Source organism: Flavobacterium quisquiliarum, from assembly GCF_019308285.1.
GTDB lineage: Bacteria > Bacteroidota > Bacteroidia > Flavobacteriales > Flavobacteriaceae > Flavobacterium > Flavobacterium quisquiliarum.
The window spans coordinates 575,003-593,866 of record NZ_WWEM01000031.1; the positions used below are offsets into that span (position 1 = coordinate 575,003).

15 protein-coding genes are annotated in these 18,864 nt (G+C 34.0%); all 15 read left to right on the forward strand.

Annotation, left to right across the window (positions count from 1 at the left end; translation table 11 throughout):
* Positions 1 to 18 precede the first annotated feature (18 nt).
* The 15 genes from GSY47_RS14890 (at position 19) to GSY47_RS14960 (ending at position 18,715) form a co-directional block, all read left to right on the forward strand.
* Complete coding sequence (locus tag GSY47_RS14890) at positions 19 to 1,755, forward strand: RagB/SusD family nutrient uptake outer membrane protein (protein ID WP_219071443.1); 1,737 nt, start codon at positions 19 to 21, stop codon at positions 1,753 to 1,755.
* 242 nt (positions 1,756 to 1,997) lie between these two features.
* The gene (locus GSY47_RS14895) at positions 1,998 to 3,197 is read left to right on the forward strand and encodes an exo-beta-N-acetylmuramidase NamZ family protein (RefSeq protein WP_179006732.1); all 1,200 of its coding nucleotides are present in this window, start codon (positions 1,998 to 2,000) and stop codon (positions 3,195 to 3,197) included.
* 131 nt (positions 3,198 to 3,328) lie between these two features.
* On the forward strand, positions 3,329 to 4,150 hold the full coding sequence (gene murQ, locus GSY47_RS14900; protein ID WP_179006730.1) for an N-acetylmuramic acid 6-phosphate etherase: 822 nt from the start codon (positions 3,329 to 3,331) through the stop codon (positions 4,148 to 4,150).
* A 24-nt stretch (positions 4,151 to 4,174) separates the two neighbouring features.
* Complete coding sequence (locus tag GSY47_RS14905) at positions 4,175 to 5,680, forward strand: sodium:solute symporter (protein WP_179006728.1); 1,506 nt, start codon at positions 4,175 to 4,177, stop codon at positions 5,678 to 5,680.
* Between the two features lie 52 nt (positions 5,681 to 5,732).
* Entirely contained in the window at positions 5,733 to 8,732 is a 3,000-nt protein-coding gene (locus GSY47_RS14910; RefSeq protein WP_179006726.1) for a glycoside hydrolase family 3 N-terminal domain-containing protein, read from the forward strand.
* Between the two features lie 211 nt (positions 8,733 to 8,943).
* A complete protein-coding gene (locus GSY47_RS14915) occupies positions 8,944 to 10,149 on the forward strand; it encodes an anhydro-N-acetylmuramic acid kinase (RefSeq protein WP_179006724.1) in 1,206 nt (401 codons plus the stop codon).
* Positions 10,150 to 10,388: 239 nt separating this feature from the next.
* Positions 10,389 to 11,660, forward strand: coding sequence for an acyltransferase family protein (locus tag GSY47_RS14920; protein WP_179006722.1), 1,272 nt, complete (start codon positions 10,389 to 10,391; stop codon positions 11,658 to 11,660).
* A gap of 93 nt (positions 11,661 to 11,753) precedes the next feature.
* Positions 11,754 to 13,322: a family 10 glycosylhydrolase gene (locus tag GSY47_RS14925; protein ID WP_179006720.1), complete on the forward strand. Its 1,569-nt coding sequence runs from the start codon at positions 11,754 to 11,756 to the stop codon at positions 13,320 to 13,322.
* The gene (locus tag GSY47_RS14930; RefSeq protein WP_179006718.1) at positions 13,309 to 14,571 is read left to right on the forward strand and encodes an MFS transporter; all 1,263 of its coding nucleotides are present in this window, start codon (positions 13,309 to 13,311) and stop codon (positions 14,569 to 14,571) included. The genes GSY47_RS14925 and GSY47_RS14930 overlap by 14 nt, the downstream gene beginning before the upstream one ends.
* Before the next feature lie 31 nt (positions 14,572 to 14,602).
* A complete protein-coding gene (locus GSY47_RS14935; protein ID WP_179006716.1) occupies positions 14,603 to 14,944 on the forward strand; it encodes a tetratricopeptide repeat protein in 342 nt (113 codons plus the stop codon).
* A 147-nt stretch (positions 14,945 to 15,091) separates the two neighbouring features.
* Complete coding sequence (locus tag GSY47_RS14940; RefSeq protein ID WP_179006714.1) at positions 15,092 to 15,541, forward strand: GNAT family N-acetyltransferase; 450 nt, start codon at positions 15,092 to 15,094, stop codon at positions 15,539 to 15,541.
* Positions 15,542 to 15,543: 2 nt separating this feature from the next.
* On the forward strand, positions 15,544 to 17,157 hold the full coding sequence (locus GSY47_RS14945; protein ID WP_179006712.1) for a glycoside hydrolase family 3 protein: 1,614 nt from the start codon (positions 15,544 to 15,546) through the stop codon (positions 17,155 to 17,157).
* A 125-nt stretch (positions 17,158 to 17,282) separates the two neighbouring features.
* Positions 17,283 to 17,921, forward strand: a complete 639-nt coding sequence (locus GSY47_RS14950; protein ID WP_012024184.1) for a peroxiredoxin — start codon at positions 17,283 to 17,285, stop codon at positions 17,919 to 17,921.
* Between the two features lie 204 nt (positions 17,922 to 18,125).
* Positions 18,126 to 18,434, forward strand: a complete 309-nt coding sequence (locus tag GSY47_RS14955) for a thioredoxin family protein (RefSeq protein WP_007805605.1) — start codon at positions 18,126 to 18,128, stop codon at positions 18,432 to 18,434.
* Between the two features lie 23 nt (positions 18,435 to 18,457).
* Positions 18,458 to 18,715, forward strand: coding sequence for a DUF6952 family protein (locus GSY47_RS14960; protein ID WP_008462029.1), 258 nt, complete (start codon positions 18,458 to 18,460; stop codon positions 18,713 to 18,715).
* Positions 18,716 to 18,864: the final 149 nt, after the last annotated feature.

Below are 18,864 nucleotides of genomic sequence, written 5' to 3' on the forward strand. Positions count from 1 at the left end.
AATTAAAATTTAATTAAGATGAAAAAATTAATAATAAATTCAAGGATAAAACTTTCAGTTGCCTTACTTACTTTTGCAAGTTTGACTGTTAGCTGTTCAGATTTTTTGGATACACCGCCAGAAGATGTATTTACAGATGCAAACTTTTGGACTTCAGAAAATAACGTAAAAACGTTTTCTTGGTTAAACTATAATACGTTTAATGGATACGGAAATAATGCTGGTACTACAGCTGATTTTTACTTTCACGCATCGTCTACAGGATTGATAGATGATAACTTGGCTATGAACGTTTTCACTAATTTCCTAACGGCTCCAAATGCAACTAATGCAAACTGGAACGAATATTACACTTTGGTTCGCCGTTGTAATCTTATGTTAGAAAGAGTGCCAAATGTACCTATGGATCAAACGAAGAAAAATCACTACATAGGTGTTGCAAAGTTTTTTAGAGCTCATACTTATTTTCGTTTAGCACAGCAGTTTGGCGATGTGCCGTATACAGATAAGTATCTAGCTCAAAGTGATCCTAATGTTTACAAACCGGCTTTGTCGAGATCTGAAGTAATAGACAATGTTATCAAAGATTTGGAAGAAGCAATTCCAATGTTATTAAATGTTGATGATAGCAATGTTACGGTAAATAAATATACCGCTTATGCATTATTAAGCCGAGTATGTTTGAGCGAAGGTACTTACAGAAAATACAATTTAGGACAGAACGGAAATACTTATCTTCAAAAAGCAAAAGAAGCTTCTTTAGCGGTAATGAATAATAATTCTTTCAAACTAAATGCAGATTGGAAAGCACTTTACAACTCTGTTGAGTTAATGAATAATACTGAGGTAATTTTAACCAAAAGATACATTAAAGGTGTTTTAGGAAATTCAGTGCAAGCCTATACTAATACCTCTACAGTTCAAAACGGGTTGACAAAATTTGCTGCAGAAAGTTATGTAACTACAAATGGACTTCCTATCAAGCAAGCTGGAAATGCTCAATTTTTAGGTGACAATACTATTGCTAATACTTTTGCCAACAGAGACCCAAGGTTTGCTAAAGCTTTCAGTACAGCAGATTATGCTTACTCTGATAAACCGTATAATGGTTTAACCTCTATCACAGGTTATGTATTTCAACTGTACAACAACCCTGCGACAACAGGTACAGACGTTTCAACAATTGGGCAAAATCAAATTGACGCTCCAGTTTTTACGCTAAGTGAAGTTTATTTAAATTATGCTGAAGCCTGTGCAGAATTAGGAACAATTACTAATGTTGATCTTGATTTATCACTAAACAAAGTTCGTACACGTGCAGGAATCGCTACTTTGACTACAGATGGTACAAATGCGACTGCAAGTGGAGTACAAATAAACGACCCGCAAAGAACAACTGCATTAGAACAACTTTCAGGAATTGTTAATCCAATTATATGGGAGATTCGTCGTGAACGCAGAATCGAATTTATGGCTTGGACGACAATGAGAAAAGAAGATCTTATGCGTTGGAAAAAAGGAGATTATTTAGATACTAATGCCAATCCTGATGTTGTTTTAGGAGCTAGAATACCTGCTTTGATAGGAGGAAATACTAAAACTAAAGTAAACGCACAAGGATATGTAATTCCTTATGCTGCAGGTGTGTCTAGACTGTTTGTTTCGCCAAAAAATTATCTAAGTGCGATCCCAACAAATGACATTAATCTATATGCTGCAGAAGGTATCGAATTAAAACAAAACCCAGGCTGGTAATCCAAAACACTAAATAGATTATTTGCCCTTCATTATAAAAACTGCCTCTGGAAGCAATCTAACCAGAGGCAGTATTTAAACACTCTTTTTCAGTGTATAATCAATTGACAAAAGAAAGAAGTTAAAAGCCTCAATCTGAAATTTCAGATCATCATTTCTCATCATCAATCAAAACAACAACCAATCAAATAATAGCTTAATTTTATTAGTCAATTTTTGCCTAACTATTAATTGTAATTAAAATGATAAAATTCATCTCAAAAAGTGTCTTTATTTTAAGTTCTCTGTTTATTACGTCTTTGTATTCTAATTCGTTCTCAACAGCTGTAAACTACGGCACATCAGAAATTAATCCTCCAGCAATAAAAACTGGAGCAGATAATTACGAGAAATATTTACCGCTTTTAAAAGACAAAAAAATAGGAATTGTAACTAATCAAACGGGGATTTTATCTAACAAAACCCATTTAGTTGATTTTTTACTGGAGAAAAAAATTGCCATTCAAACCATCTTCGCACCAGAACACGGTTTTAGAGGAACTGCCGATGCAGGAGAACATGTTGTTGACGGAAAAGATCCAAAAACAGGATTATCCATCATTTCTCTTTACGGAGACAATAAAAAACCAAAACCTCAACAATTAAACGGGATCGATATTATGATTTTTGATCTCCAGGATGTTGGTGCTCGTTTTTACACCTATATTTCTTCTTTGCATTATGTAATGGAGGCTTGCGCCGAAAACAATGTCCCGCTTCTAATTTTGGACAGACCAAATCCGAATGGAAGTATTGTTGATGGCCCGCTTTTAGAAAAAGAATTTACCAGTTTTGTCGGCATGCACCCTATTCCACTCCTTCACGGAATGACAATTGGAGAATACGGTCAAATGATTAATGGACAAAAATGGCTTAAAGATGGTGTTCAATGTAAACTAACTGTAATTCCATGCTCCAATTATAAACGTACAATGGAATACAGCTTATTAGTAAAACCCTCTCCAAATTTACCAAACGATCAGTCTATTAATCTATACGCCAGTTTATGCCTTTTTGAAGGAACTAATGTAAGCATGGGGCGTGGAACAGAAAAGCAATTTCAAATTTACGGTTCTCCTTATTTAACCAAAACCAATTTCAGCTTTACGCCGAAACCCAATTTTGGAGCCAAAGATCCTCTTTATAACGGAAAAGAATGTTTTGGCGAAGATTTAACTTCATACCCAAGACTCAAACAATTAGAATTAAAATGGCTCTTAAAAGCCTATCAAAATACCGCAGACAAATCTAAATTTTTTAATGCCTTTTTTACCAAACTGGCTGGAACAAAAAAATTACAACAGCAAATTGAAACGGGTGTTTCAGAAAAAGAAATTCGTGCAAGCTGGAAAAAAGATTTAGAAGCTTTTCAAATCATGAGAAAACCGTATTTACTTTACTAAATATAACTTTTCATTCCCCGCCAAAAAACCCAAAACTGACTATTTTTTAATAAAATAGAGATTTCCTATATAAATTATCGAAATGAAAGATCCCAACAAAATCTGTCATTTCTCAACCAAAAAAGAAAAAAATGAAGAATAAAAATCCTGAAACCGAACAAGAATCTTTATACAAAGATTTAGATCAAATGACAGTGAAAGAGCTGTTGACCAACATCAATACAGAAGATCGAAAAGTACCAGAAATTATCGAAGGGCAGATTCCTAAAATTGAAAAACTGGTTAAAGCAATCGTCAAGAAAATGCAGTTAGGCGGTAGATTATTTTATATTGGAGCTGGAACTTCTGGGCGTATCGGAATTTTAGATGCTTCTGAATGTCCGCCAACTTTTGGTGTACCACATGATATGATTATCGGAATTATTGCCGGCGGCGACACTGCGATTCGAAAAGCGGTTGAAAATGCAGAAGACGATACCGAACAAGCTTGGAAAGATTTAGCTAAATTTGAAATTTCAAGTTTGGATTTTATTATCGGGATTGCTGCTTCTGGAAATACACCTTATGTTTTAGGTGCTTTGAAAAAAGCTAAAGAACATAATATTAAAACAGGAAGCATTTCATGCATCAGCAACGGACTTATAGCGCAGGAAGCTGACTTTCCAATTGAAGTAATCGTTGGGCCAGAATTCCTAACCGGAAGTACAAGAATGAAAGCAGGAACAGCTCAAAAACTGACTTTGAACATGATTTCGACTTCAGTAATGATTAAACTTGGAAAAGTAAAAGGCAACAAGATGGTTGACATGCAGTTGTCTAATGAAAAACTAGTAAAACGAGGCATAAAAATGATTATGGAAGAATTGGGAATTGAATATGATTTAGCCGAAGAATTACTGCAAAAACATAAAAGTGTACGCGCTGTTTTGTTAGATCATAACAGCAAAAAATAAACTAAAAACTAAACCAAAACCAAAATGTCTTCTACTACAATTCTCATTTTTATCTTTGTTTATTTTGGCCTTTTACTCTTTATTTCAAATGTAATCAGTAAAAAAGGACAAGACAATGATTCTTTTTTCAAAGCAAATAAAAATTCCAAATGGTATCTAGTTGCTTTTGGTATGATTGGAACAGCACTTTCAGGAGTTACCTTTATTTCGGTTCCTGGAGAAGTCGGTTCGCCAAATGGAGAACAGTTCAAATATTTTCAGTTTGTTTTAGGAAACGCAATTGGTTTTATCATTATTGCAAAAGTCCTGCTGCCACTCTATTACAGAATGAATCTGACTTCGATTTATAGTTATATCGAACAAAGAATGGGAATTAGAAGTTACAAAACGGCAGCTTCGATTTTCTTGGTCAGCAGAACCATTAGCTCTGCTTTTAGATTGTATTTGGTGGTTATCGTTTTACAGCGATATGTCTTCAACGATTTTCATATTCCATTTCCGGTAACGGTACTTTTAGCTTTGGCGCTTATCTTTTTATACACTTTTAGAAGCGGTCTAAAAACGATTATTATTACCGATACTTTACAGACGTTTTTTTTAGTTAGTTCCGTGTTTATAACCATTTATTTTGTTTGTGACAGTCTTAACCTGACTGTTCTTGAGTCGGTTTCAACCATTCAGAAAAGTAATTATTCTAAAATATTTTTCTTTGATGATTTCTTTACGAGCAAGTACCACTTTGTAAAGCAGATTTTAGGAGGAATGTTTGTTACTATTGCAATGGTTGGGCTCGATCAAGATTTAATGCAGAAAAATTTAAGCTGTAAAAACATCGGCGAAGCACAAAAAAACATGTTTACGTTTACAGGAATTTTTGTTTTAATCAATATTATTTTCTTGAGTTTAGGTGCTTTATTATACATCTACGCTGCAAAAAATAATGTTCAAATTCCATTAGATTTAGCAACAGGAAAACCAAGAACCGATTTACTTTTTCCAGAAATTGCTTTAAATCATTTGTCAATCGTTCCGGCTTTTGTTTTCCTTTTAGGAATTATCGCGGCTACTTTTGCAACAACCGACTCGGCTTTAACCGCTTTGACAACTTCATTTTGTGTCGATTTCCTTGGAATGGATAAATCTGAAAATCTAGATAATCACAAAAATGTAACAATAAGACATTGGGTGCATTTCGCTTTTTCAATATTGCTTTTTCTGGTAATTATTGTCTTAAATTCCTTTAATGACGCTTCTGTTGTGGCACTAATTTTCAGAGCTGCATCTTACACTTACGGCCCTTTATTAGGATTATACGCTTTTGGATTATTACAAAAATCAAGATTAGTAAACGACAGACTAATTCCGATTATCTGTCTTATTTCTCCAATATTCACGTATTTCTTAAGTGAAAATTCAGCACAATTATTCGGATATACTTTTGATAACGAATTAATTATCATCAACGGATTATTCACTTATATCGGAATTTATTTAACCAGTAAGCGAACAGAAGAAAAAATCTCTTTCTAAAAGCCAAAATAAAGCAATTCAGAATTGATCTGAATTCTCAAAAAATGATTACATGAAAAATGCTATTATAAAAATAGGTTTATTTACAGCTGTTCTTTTTTTAATTGTCAATTGCGGCGTTTCAAAAAAGACTAAAACTGCCGTTGAAACTAATGAACCTATTTCGACAGAAAATAAAGAAGTTTACGTACCCAAAAGCAAATCAGAAAAAAAACCTTTTGTTCCCGATTGTAATGCTGAAAATCGTTGGGCAGACAGTATTTACAGCCAAATGACGCTGGACGAAAAACTAGGTCAATTATTTTTTGCAAATGCTTATTCTAACAAAGATTCTGTACATGTTAATAAAGTAAAAGAACTTGTTTCAAAATATAAAATAGGCGGTATTATTTTCTTTCAAGGCGGGCCGGTTCGTCAAGCGAAATTAACCAACATCTATCAGTCAAAAGCAAAAGTGCCGCTGTTTATAGGACTTGATGCCGAATGGGGATTAAGCATGCGTTTAGATTCTACTTACGCTTATCCTTGGAACATGACTTTGGGCGCGATTCAGGATTTAAATCTTATTGAAAAAGTTGGAAGACAAATGGGAAGCGAATGCAAAAGAATGGGCATTCATTTCAACTTTGCACCAGTTTTAGATATTAATACCAATCCGCTGAATCCCATTATCGGAAATCGTTCTTTTGGCGAAAGCAAAACCAATGTTGCCAATCGTGCTTCGGCAATTATGAAAGGTATTCAAAGTCAAGGTGTTTTGTGTACAGGGAAACATTTTCCGGGTCACGGCGATACGGCAGTCGATTCTCATAAAGCACTTCCAATCGTTTCTTTTACGAAAGAACATTTGGATGAAGTGGAAATATATCCTTATAAACAGCTTTTTGACGAAGGTCTGGCTTCTGTCATGGTGGCGCATCTTAATATTCCGAGTTTAGAACCAAAAGAAAATGTTCCGTCTTCTGCTTCTTATAATGTTGTTACCGAACTTCTTCAGAAACAATTAGGTTTCGAAGGACTTATTTTTACAGATGGTTTAGGCATGAAAGGCGCCAGTAATTTTAAACCTGTCGGCGATTTGGAATTGGCTGTTTTACAGGCAGGAAATGATATTTTCCTTTGTCCGGATGATGTTCCCGCCGCTTTAGAAAAATTAAAAGTCTTTTATGCAAATGGCCAGATTACCGAAGAACGTTTAGCTCATTCCGTTAAAAAAATTCTGCATTACAAATTCAAAGCAGGTTTAAATAAATACAAACCTGTTGATTTAAAAAATCTGCAAAAAGATTTAACCAGCCCAGATAAAGATGCGCTTCAATACAATTTGTTTGAAAATGCGGCTACCGTTTTAAAAAATAGAAAAGACATTCTTCCAATTAAAAATCTGAATCAGAAAATTGCTTACGTAAAACTGGGAGAAGATGTCAACAGTGCTTTTGTTTCAACCTTAAAAAAATATACTGAAATAACAGAAGTTTCAAATACCAACATTGATTCTTTAAACAAACAATTAAAGAAATACGATTTAGTTATTTTAAGTTATCACAAAGTGAATAAGGCTTGGGAAAAACAAGATTTCTCTTCAAATGAATTGTTTTTTCTAAATAAAATTGCCGAAAATAATAAAGTAATTCTAGACGTTTTTGCAAAACCGTATTCGCTTCTTTCTATCAAAAATTTTGATGCTATTGAAGGATTGATGGTTTCGTACCAAAACTCAACGATTTCTCAGATTGTTTCTGCCGAAATTTTATTTGGAGCAAAAAGTGCCAAAGGAAAATTACCCGTTTCAATCAACGATAATTTTAAAGTAAATGATGGAATCGATACCGAAAAAATCGATCGTTTAGGTTTTGAAACACCAGAAAATGTCGGGATGAATTCGGCAATTCTTGACAAAATAGACGCAATCGCTAAAAAAGCAATTGACGGAAAAATGGCTCCTGGAATACAGGTTTTAGTCGCAAGAAAAGGCAGTGTCGTTTTTCAGAAATCTTACGGATATCAAACTTATGACAAAAAAGTAAAAGTTTCGAATACTGATTTATACGACGTTGCTTCGATTTCAAAAATGATTTCCACGCTTCCAAACATAATGCAGTTATACGATAAAAATAAAGTTGAGTTAGACACCAAATTAGGAACCATGCTTCCAATGTTTGCTAAATCAAACAAAAAAGATATTTCTTTTAAAGATCTTTTAAATCATTATGCGGGATTAATTGCGTGGAGTCCGTTTTACAAATCGACATTAGATGCCAAGGGGTTTCCTTCTGATAAATACTATCGAAAAATTGCAGAAAACAATTTCACAACTAAAGTAGCCGACAGCCTTTACATTCGAAATGATTATCATGACACGATCATGAAATTTATTGCCGACTCTCCTATTTCACTTAAAAAAGAATACAAATACAGTGATTTTACTTTTATCATTTTAAAAGAATATTTGGAAAGAGCCACACACGAAAAATTGGAAGATTTAAGCCAGAAGAACTTTTTCAATTCGTTGGGAATGAATTATACAACCTATAATCCATTATTGAAATTTGACAAAAACGTAATCGCTCCAACCGAAATTGACAACTATTTCAGACATCAATTGATACAAGGTTATGTACACGATATGGCCGCCGCAATGGAAGGCGGAGTTGCAGGACACGCGGGAATTTTTTCCAATGCTATGGATGTTGCCAAAATGATGCAGTTGTTTCTTCAAAAAGGAAGTTATGGAGGCCAACGTTATTTTTCTGAAGCAACATTTGATACTTTTAATACCTGTTTTTATTGCGATCAAGGCGTTGAAAGAGGTTTAGGTTTCGACAAAAGATTAGGAAAAGACGGCCCGACTTGTCAATGTGCTTCGAAATTAAGTTTTGGTCATACTGGTTTTACAGGAAATATGGCTTGGGTTGATCCTGAAAACGAAACGGTTTATGTGTTTTTATCCAACAGGACGTATCCGGAAGTTGGCGAAGAAGGAAATAAACTAGCGAAAGAAAAGATTCGTGAAGACATTCAGAAAATAATTTATGAATCTATAATAAAATAACTTTGTAGATTGTTTTTTAAACACATAGAAACATAGATTTTATTAGCTTATAAAAAGTCGGTTCACTCAGAATAAAGCACATAGCTCTATGTGTTAGAAACTAGTTTCTTTTTATTTACTTTTATTTATATAAAAACCTATGTTTCTATGTGTTTAATAAAATTAATCGCTCCCAACTAATTAACTTTAGCAGCATTTTAAACAAACTTTCATGAACAAAAATATTGAAGCACTTTATCAAATTGCTCAAAAGGAAACGAAACGCATTATTGGACTGATGTCGGGGACTTCTCTCGACGGATTGGATATTGCCTTATGCGAAATTTCAGGATCTGGCGTAAATACCAATGTAAAGCTGACTCAGTTTGAAACGATTAGTTACTCTGAAGAAATCAAAACAGAAATTCGTAAAGTTTTTGCTCAGAAAAATATCGATTTTCAGCATTTGGCTTTGCTCAACGAATGGATTGGTTTGCTTCATGCTTCAATGGTAAATGAAACTTTAGAAAAATGGAATATCCCCGCTTCAGAAATTGATTTAATTGCTTCTCACGGACAAACCGTTTTGCATGCTCCAAAGTTTTTGCATCAGCAGGAAAAATTTCCAAATGCTACTTTGCAAATTGGAGACGGAGATCATATTGCCGTAAAAACGGGAATTATCACATTGTCGGATTTTAGACAAAAACACGTTGCTGCGGGTGGCGAAGGTGCTCCGTTAGCCGTTTATGGCGATTATTTTTTATTTGGAAAAGAAGGCGAAAACAGAATTATGCTGAACATTGGCGGAATTGCCAATTTTACCTACCTGCCATCAGACATAAAAAATGAAGATACTTTTGTAACCGATACTGGAACAGGAAATACCTTAATTGATCTTTTTGTGAAGAAATATTTCCTAGACAAAAGCTACGATAAAGATGCTGAAATAGCCAAACAAGGAAATGTAAATCAGATTTTATTAGACAATTTGAAAGACAATGCATTTTTCAAAAAAGGTTTCCCAAAAACGATCGGGCAGGAATTATTTAATGCTGAATATGTAGAATTAGCACTTTCAAAAAGTAATCTTACCGATATTTTAGCTCCCGATTTACTGGCTACTTTAACACGTTTTACTGCTGAAACAATTGCAGAAGCGATTCAATTTGCTGTTAAAAACTCTTCTTATACAATTGAAGACTTTAAAATATATCTTTCCGGCGGCGGAGCCAATAATCCATTAATCGTACAATGGTTAAAAGAATTACTGCCTTGCTCTTTCTTCAAAAGCGATGATTTAGGAATTAACAGTGATGCCAAAGAAGCGATTCTGTTTGCTGTTTTAGCCAATGAAACTGTTGCTGGGGGCGATTTTAAATTTAATTCTGTAAAAATTCCATCAGTAACTATGGGGAAAATTTCAATGCCGGATTAAATATTTTTAAACACATAGAGACATAGAATTTAGAATATCACAAAGGCGCTTCACTTGTTTAAACAAACATAGCAAGTTATGCCTTTATCTACGAAAGCTTTGACAAAGCTAACAACGCTGAGCTATGTGCGGAGAAACGAGTTTCTCTTCCCTATTCTTTTAAAAAGAAATAAAAAAAATCTATGTTTCTATGTGTTTGAAAATTTAAAAAAAACAATAAACTATTAATAACCAAAACCATGACAAAAGAACGTTTAACCTCACTGGATGTTTTTAGAGGATTTACTATTTTTCTAATGACGATAGTTAACAATCCCGGAAGCTGGTCTTCTATTTACCCGCCATTAGAACATGCAGAATGGCACGGCTGTACCCCAACCGATTTAGTTTTTCCTTTTTTCGTTTTTATTATGGGAACAGCAATCCCTTTTGCCATGCCGGTTAAACATCTTGATGGTGCTGTTTTTAATAAAATTTTAGTTCGATCACTTCGCATTTTCTGCTTGGGATTTTCTTTAGCTTTTTTCGGCAGAATACATTTATTTGGTTTGGAAGGCTTTCCTCATTTAGCCCTAAGACTCGTTATTTTCTTCGGAATCGCTTATGCGCTTTTGGGAGATTTCAGCTTAAAAGTCAAAACCTATCTTGTTTTCGGAATCTTAGCGGTATTATTATTTTTAGCCTACAGCGGTTTAGAACACTTTGAAGACACTAGAATTCCAGGTGTTTTACAACGAATTGCTATTGTCTATTTCTTTACGTCTCTTTTGTATTTAAAAACCAATTTAAAAACACAGATTATAATTGCAGGTTCAATTCTGGTTGGATATTATCTGCTGATGGCTTTTGTCCCTGTTCCAGGAATTGGAGAAGCCAACTTTGAAAAAGGCACCAATCTGGCGGCATGGTTAGATAATTTACTTTTAAACGGACACCTTTGGAGCGTTTCTAAAACGTGGGATCCGGAAGGAATTTTAAGTACTCTGCCAGCCATAGCAACTGGAATTACAGGAATGTTTATTGGGCAAATTTTAAATTTATCTGTTTCTAAAATAGAAATCGTAAAAAAACTGGCAATCGCCGGAATTGTTTTACTAATCTCTGGATTACTTTGGAATATTATTTTCCCAATTAACAAATCTCTTTGGACAAGTTCTTATGTTTTATATACAGGCGGAATTGCTACTTTATGTTTGACGTTGCTCTATTATATTATCGATGTGGCAAATTATAAAAAGTGGGCCAAATTGTTTTTAATCTGGGGTGTAAATCCAATGATTGTCTTTTACTTTTCTGGAATAATTCCGAGGGTAATGAGCTCTATAAAAATGCAAAATCCGGAAATTGGAGGCGAAGAAATTGGTTTTCAAGCTTACCTATACCAATACGGAATTGTTCCTCATTTTGAAAATCCATTAAACGCATCTTTGGTTTATGCGCTGGCTTATGCCCTTTTCTGGTCAATTATCTTATGGATTTTGTATAAAAGAAAATTGATCTTCAAAGTTTAGTATTTCAGAAAGAATGGTATTATTATTGCGAAATTTAAATTTCCTTTAATCATCTAAAAAAACTACTTTTGGTTTTTGTTAAAAAACATTGAAATGCATAAAAATCAGTATTTAATATTCTCTTTTCTATTTATATTTTTCGTTTCGACGATTGCCGCACAGGAAAATACAATGCATCCTAAAAACGAATTTAGAGGTGTTTGGATCGCCACCGTAGTCAATATTGACTGGCCAAAAACAAGCATTGATAACGTAGAGAAAGAAAAAGCTGATTATCTTGAGATTTTAGAATCATACAAGAAATTAAATTACAATGCCGTAATCGTTCAGGTACGAAGTGTGGGCGATGCCATTTATCCTTCTGAATTTGCGCCTTGGTCTCGTTTTTTAACGGGGAAAGAAGGTTTAGCTCCAAATCCATATTACGATGCATTAGCATGGATGATTGAGCAGGCGCACAATCGCGGATTTGAATTTCACGCTTGGTTAAATCCTTATCGTGCGACTTTTGATTTAAACAAAAACCTTTTAAGTCCGGGACATGATCTTTTTAAACATCCGGAATGGATGATTGAATACGGCGGAAAATATTATTACGATCCAGCTTTACCAGAAGTTCAGGCGCATTTAACAAAAGTTGTTAAAGAAGTCGTCGACAAATACGATATTGATGCCATTCATTTTGATGATTATTTTTATCCGTATGCTGTTCCCGGGAAAGTATTTAACGACAACGCTTCTTACCAAAAATATGGTGCAGGTTTAAGCCGTGCTGATTGGCGTCGTGCAAATGTGAGCAATTTTGTACACACTATTTCGACAACCATAAAAGACAGTAAGCCTTGGGTTCAATTCGGAATTAGTCCTTTTGGAGTTTGGCGAAATAAGTCTCAGGATCCAAGAGGTTCTGAAACACAGTCAACTTCTAATTACGATGATTTATACGCAGATCCAATGTTATGGATGGATCAAAAATGGATTGATTACATTCTGCCTCAATTGTATTGGAGTATGAACAATACAAGAGCATCTTACTCCAAATTGGTAAAGTGGTGGTCAGAAAATGCAAAAAACACAGCTATTTACATTGGTCACGCTTCTTATAAAATTAGAGGCGACTCAGATAAAAGCTGGAACTTTATGACCGAAATCCCAACACAGGTTGATTTTCTGAGAACCTTTAAAAACGTGTCCGGAAGTGCTTATTTCAGCTCAAAATGGTTCATGGGTAAGAATTTTGATGTGGTTCGTCATTTAGAAGAAAATCAATATAAATATCCAGCGCTTCCCGCAGCAGTTCCGAACTTAAGACATGTAATTATTGATACGCCAAGAGTGATTGAATACAGCAAAGATAGCATCCGTTATAATTTCACTTTTAAAAGCCCGCTGAATACAAAAGTTCGTTATATGGTGGTTTATGGAGGCGATCATATCTCAAAAATCGACATTAACGATGCTACAAAAATTGTTGAAAAAGTAACCGTAAAAGAAGTTGACGGAAAAATTACTTTCTCAATTGCTGGTGGAAAACTAAACCTTTATAAAGCCTGTGCTGTAACTTTCATTGATTATTACGCCAACGAAAGCTCGCCAACTACAATCGATCTAAAAAAACCTTTTAAAAACTATACACCTGCACAACCAAATGAAAATAGATAATAAACCTTGGTTCTGGATTCCACTTCTGAACTTTGCATCTGGATTGCCTTATGCCATAATTATTTCAGTTTCCGTAATTATGTACAAAAATCTGGGAATTTCAAATGAAGATATCGGAGTCTACACCAGTTTATTATATCTTCCGTGGGTAGTAAAACCGCTTTGGAGTCCGCTTATTGAATTAATCGGAACCAAAAGAAAATGGTTTTTATCAATGCAGTTATTAATTTCAATCGCCTTTTTACTGGTTGGATTAGCCATTCCAACCAACGGATTTTTCATGATGTCGCTGGCCATATTCTGGGTTGCCGCTTTTGCTTCGGCTTCCAATGATATCGCAACTGACGGTTTCTATTTATTGGTTTTACCAGAAGACAAGCAATCTTTCTTTATCGGAATCAGAAGTACTTTCTACAGACTTTCCATGCTTGCAGGAAACGGATTAGTGGTACTTTTTGCCGGATATTTGGAACATAAATATGGCGACAATACAAAAGCTTGGTCTTACACTATGATTTTCGTTGGTTTATTGATGACTTTCATTACAGCTTACAACTTCATTTTTACACCAAAAAATGAAATCAATGCTGTAGAAAGCAAAAAAGAAACTCCTCATCAAAATTTTGGAACCATTTTTATCAGTTTCTTCAAGAAAAAACAAATCGGATTAATCCTAGCCTTTGTTCTGGTCTTCAGATTAGGAGAATCACAACTGCTTAAAATGTTAAGTCCTTTTTTATTGGATGGAAAAGAACTTGGCGGAATGGGATTAGATACGGAAGCCGTTGGAATTATTTACGGAACATTTGGAGTTGCAGCATTAACGTTAGGCGGGATTTTAGGCGGAATTGCTATTTCCAGACATGGCCTTACCAAATGGATGTTTCCAATGTTTTTGGCTATGCATTTACCCATTATTGGTTTTATTTTATTAGCATTTTTTCACCCAACATCAATTTATTATATTTATGCCGTCGTAATTTTAGAACAATTTGGTTACGGTTTTGGTTTTACAGCATTTATGATGTATTTAATTCATGTTGCCGAAGGAGAATCCAAAACAGCACATTATGCATTGGCAACTGGTTTTATGGCATTAGGAATGATGCTTCCGGGAATGTTGAGCGGTTATATTCAGAAATTTTTAGGCTATCAAAACTTTTTTATTTGGGTTTTAATAGCGACAATTCCAGGTCTTATTTTATCACGTTTTTTAGTTTTCCCGAAAGATTTTGGGAAAAAATCATAAGAAGTTTAAACCCCAAATCAAACTCTTACATATGGAAATCAATGAAAATTTGCAGGCCGAACGAAATCTGAAAGGAACTGAGTTCGAGAAAAATGGAAATCTTGAAAAAGCAATTGAATTATATGAAGAAAATGTCGCAGAAAGCTTTAAAGGAAATCATCCGTACGATCGACTGGCAACAATCTACAAAAACCAAAACGATCTTGAAAACGAAATTAGGGTTTTAGAAAAAGCCATTTTGGTTTACGAAGAAATCACAATCGAAGACCGTTTAGAAGGACTTCCAAAGCTTTTCAGATTCAAAAACCGATTGGAAAAAGCCATTGAAACCCAAAAGCAATTGGCTAAACAAAAGAAGGCAAAATTGAAATAGTTTTTTAAACACATAGAAACATAGAATTATTTTATTTAAAAAGAGAAAAAAAGAGAAACTAGTTTCTCCAAACATAGCTATGCCTTTACTCTAAAACTATTTCTATTTGTTCAAAAATTAATACAAAAACAGAAAAGCTATAAAATCATGATTAACATAAAACGAACAAACTCGGACGATATTGATTTTATAAATCTGGTTGCTTTATTAGATCAAGAATTAGCAATTAGAGATGGAGACGATCATGCTTTTTATAATCAGTACAACAAAACAGATAAAATAAAGCATACAATCGTTTATTACGAAAATGATATTCCAGTTGGTTGTGGCGCTTTTCGCGAAAAAGAAAGCGACAAAACCGAAATCAAAAGAATGTATGTTCATCCTGATTTTCGAAATAAAGGAATTGCATCAAAAATTTTAGCCGAATTGGAAATTTGGGCTAAAGAAGTCGGTTATACTTATACCATTTTGGAAACTGGCAAAAATCAGCCGGAAGCCATCAACTTATATCAAAAATTAAATTACACCATCATTCCAAATTATCCACCTTATGAAAAAATGGATAATAGTGTCTGCATGAAAAAGACTTTATAATAATGAAAATCACTGCCGAAGCATTAAAACAAAAAATAGGACAATTCTTTTTTCCAGCCGTATTTATCAACGATACCGAAGAAAACATTCAGGAAACAGAGCGTTTAATCAAAGAATATAACATTGGTGGATTAACCTTTTTTCATAGTCGTGCGAGCGCTGCAACCAATTATGAAAGCAAGAAAAAAGTCGTTTTCAACGATGACAGTTACGAAAAAATTAAAGCATTAATTACTCGTTATCAAAAAGCTGCTTCTACTCCACTTTTAATTAGTATTGATGCGGAATGGGGTTTAGCAATGCGTATCGAAAAAACACCGCAATATCCTTATGCAATCACTCTTGGTGCTTTGCCAGAAAACAAAGCCGATTTGGTTTACGAAGTTGGAAAACAAATTGGTTTAGATTTAAAAGCAGCGGGAATTCAGTACAACTTATCGCCTTTGGCAGACATCAACAATAACCCAAATAATCCGGTTATTGGGTATCGTTCTTTTGGCGAAAACAAAGAAAAAGTAGCCGATTTTGCTGTTGAATATTTAAAAGGAATGTCGGAAATAGGCGTTTTAGGCTGTCTGAAACACTTTCCCGGACACGGAAATACGAATGTCGATTCGCATTTAGGATTACCTGTTTTAAAGGAAACTTTAGAAGAATTAATGGAAAATGAATTATACCCATTCATTAAAGGAATTGAAAACAATGTCGATTCGATTATGATTGGACATTTGGCTGTTCCAAGTTTAAATGACGGAAAAGATACTTCGGCAACATTATCAAAAGTGGTTATTCAAGATCTTTTACGCAATAAATTAGGTTATGAAGGCTTGGTAATTTCTGACGCCTTAAACATGCACAGCGTTTCTAAATTATACGAAACCAAAGGACAATTAGAATGGGAAGCCTTTAATGCAGGAAATGATGTTTTATGCTTTGCTGAAAATGTTCCGGAAGGAATTGAAGCCATCTATAAAAATGCTTCTCCAGACCGTATTTTCGAAAGTTTTAACCGAATTATGAAAGCTAAAGAAAAAGCTGGAATTCTTTCTGGAAACACAGCTGTTTCAGGCGAATTAGATTTCGAAAAAACATCAAAAATAAATTTAGAAATTGCTCAAAATGCAATTACTAAAATCATCGATAATTCCAGTTCAGAATTGGCTTTTGAAGCGCAGAAAAACAATAAATTAGCCAAGCTCAGCTTATATAAAAAAACCGAAAATACTTTCTTTAAAACTTTAAATTCAGAATTACCTTCTCCAGAATTTGCTTTTGAAAATTTAGAAGTTTCAGAGATTTCATCTATCAAAAAAGAATTAGAAAATTTTGAAACTATTTTAATTTCATTATTTGTTCCAAAGGCAAAATCGCTCAACAATTTTGAAATTGACAATGAAGTTTTAGAATTGCTTTCTGATTTACTTCAAACCAAAAAATGTATCGTTTACGTTTTCGGAAATCCATATTCTTTACCATTAATTCCTAATCTGAAAAAGGCTTCAGGACTGGTTGAGGCATATCAGGATTTTGAAGAATTTCAAAAAACAGCGGGAATTCAATTTTTAGAAAAAAATAATTTCGACGGCGTTTTACCCGTAAATATTGAAATTCAATAAGTTAAAAAACAAAATAGTCAAAATTTATCAACTTATAAATATTAATAATCACATCTTATTGTAAAAACCTGCACTTCTACCCTACTTTTGCACCAGAAATAAATATTTAACGTAAAACGAAAATTATGTCTTTAGTAGGAAAAAAATTCCCAAGTATTGCAGTAGATGCTATCTCAGAAATGGGTGACAATTTAAAAATCAACATTTTTGAAGAAGCAGTAAACAACAATAAAAAAGTACTTTTATTTTGGTACCCAAAAGATTTTACTTTTGTATGTCCAACAGAATTACACGCCTTTCAAGCTGCATTACCAGAATTTGAGAAAAGAAATACTATCGTAATTGGTGCTTCTTGTGATACAAACGAAGTTCACTTTGCTTGGTTAAATACTCCAAAAAACAATGGTGGAATCGAAGGTGTTACTTACCCAATCTTAGCAGATACAAACCGTAACTTAGCTAACATTTTAGGTATTCTTGATATCGAATCTACAAGCTACAGCGAAGATACTGATTCAGTTATCATCGAAGGTTCAAACGTAACTTACAGAGCTACTTACCTAATTGACGAAACTGGAAAAATCTTCCACGAAAGCGTAAACGATATGCCATTAGGACGTAACGTAAACGAATACTTAAGAATGGTTGACGCTTACACTCACATCCAAACTAAAGGTGAAGTTTGTCCAGCAAACTGGGAAGCTGGTAAAGAAGCTATGTCTGCTGACAGAATCAGTACTGCTGAATACTTAAGCGCTAATTAAGCTTCTAATATGCTAAGTTTCTTAACTTAACTTTCGAACCTTAGATACATTCTACAATAAAGTCGAGAGATTCTAAGATTAAACTTAGATCTTAGAATCTCAATGACTTAAAAAAATCAAAATAAATCCACACAAAGTTATTCGGTTCGAGAGCAAACTTAGCATCTTAGAACCTTAGCAACTTAGTGTCTAAAAAATAAACTTATGTTAATTGACTTAAACGAAGATACGTTAGCAGATTTAGTTGCTAAAAACGAAAAAGTAGTAGTACAATATTCAGCTTCATGGTGTGGAAATTGCCGTATTATGAAACCAAAATTCAAAAAATTAGCAACAGAAAATGAAGCTATCACTTTTGTTTTGGTTGATGCAGAAAATTCTCCTGAATCAAGAAAATTAGCTAATGTGAGCAACTTGCCAACATTTGCAACTTTCGTAAACGGACAATTAGTTGGTGAAACGCAAACTAATAAACAAGAAGTTTTAATCGATCTTGTAAACGCAATTGCTTAATTCATCATTTAAAACTCCACAACATGAAATTACCAGTAATTAAGCATTTAACGCAATTCATCGAAGAAAACGATCAGGATTATATCATAGAAACAATCGAAGTTCTCGAAGCAATGACTGAGATCCCTTCTCTTAAAGACGAAGAGTTAGACGTAATTGGCGAATTGATCTCAAATATGTACGGCGCACTTGAAGTACAAAAACTAGTTGCGCAGGGAACTGACAAAAAAGAGGCTCTAAATACGTTCATGAAACGTGTATTAGGTTCAATCGATAAATAAATCGCCCTCCTTCCCAAGAATAAACAAAAAACAAGGCTGAGAAAGCGTTTCTAATTTTAGGGACGCTTTTTTTATTGTGGCAATTGGCACGCGGATGAAACGGATTTGCGTACGCAAAAACGCGGATTGATACGGATTTTTTTGTTTTA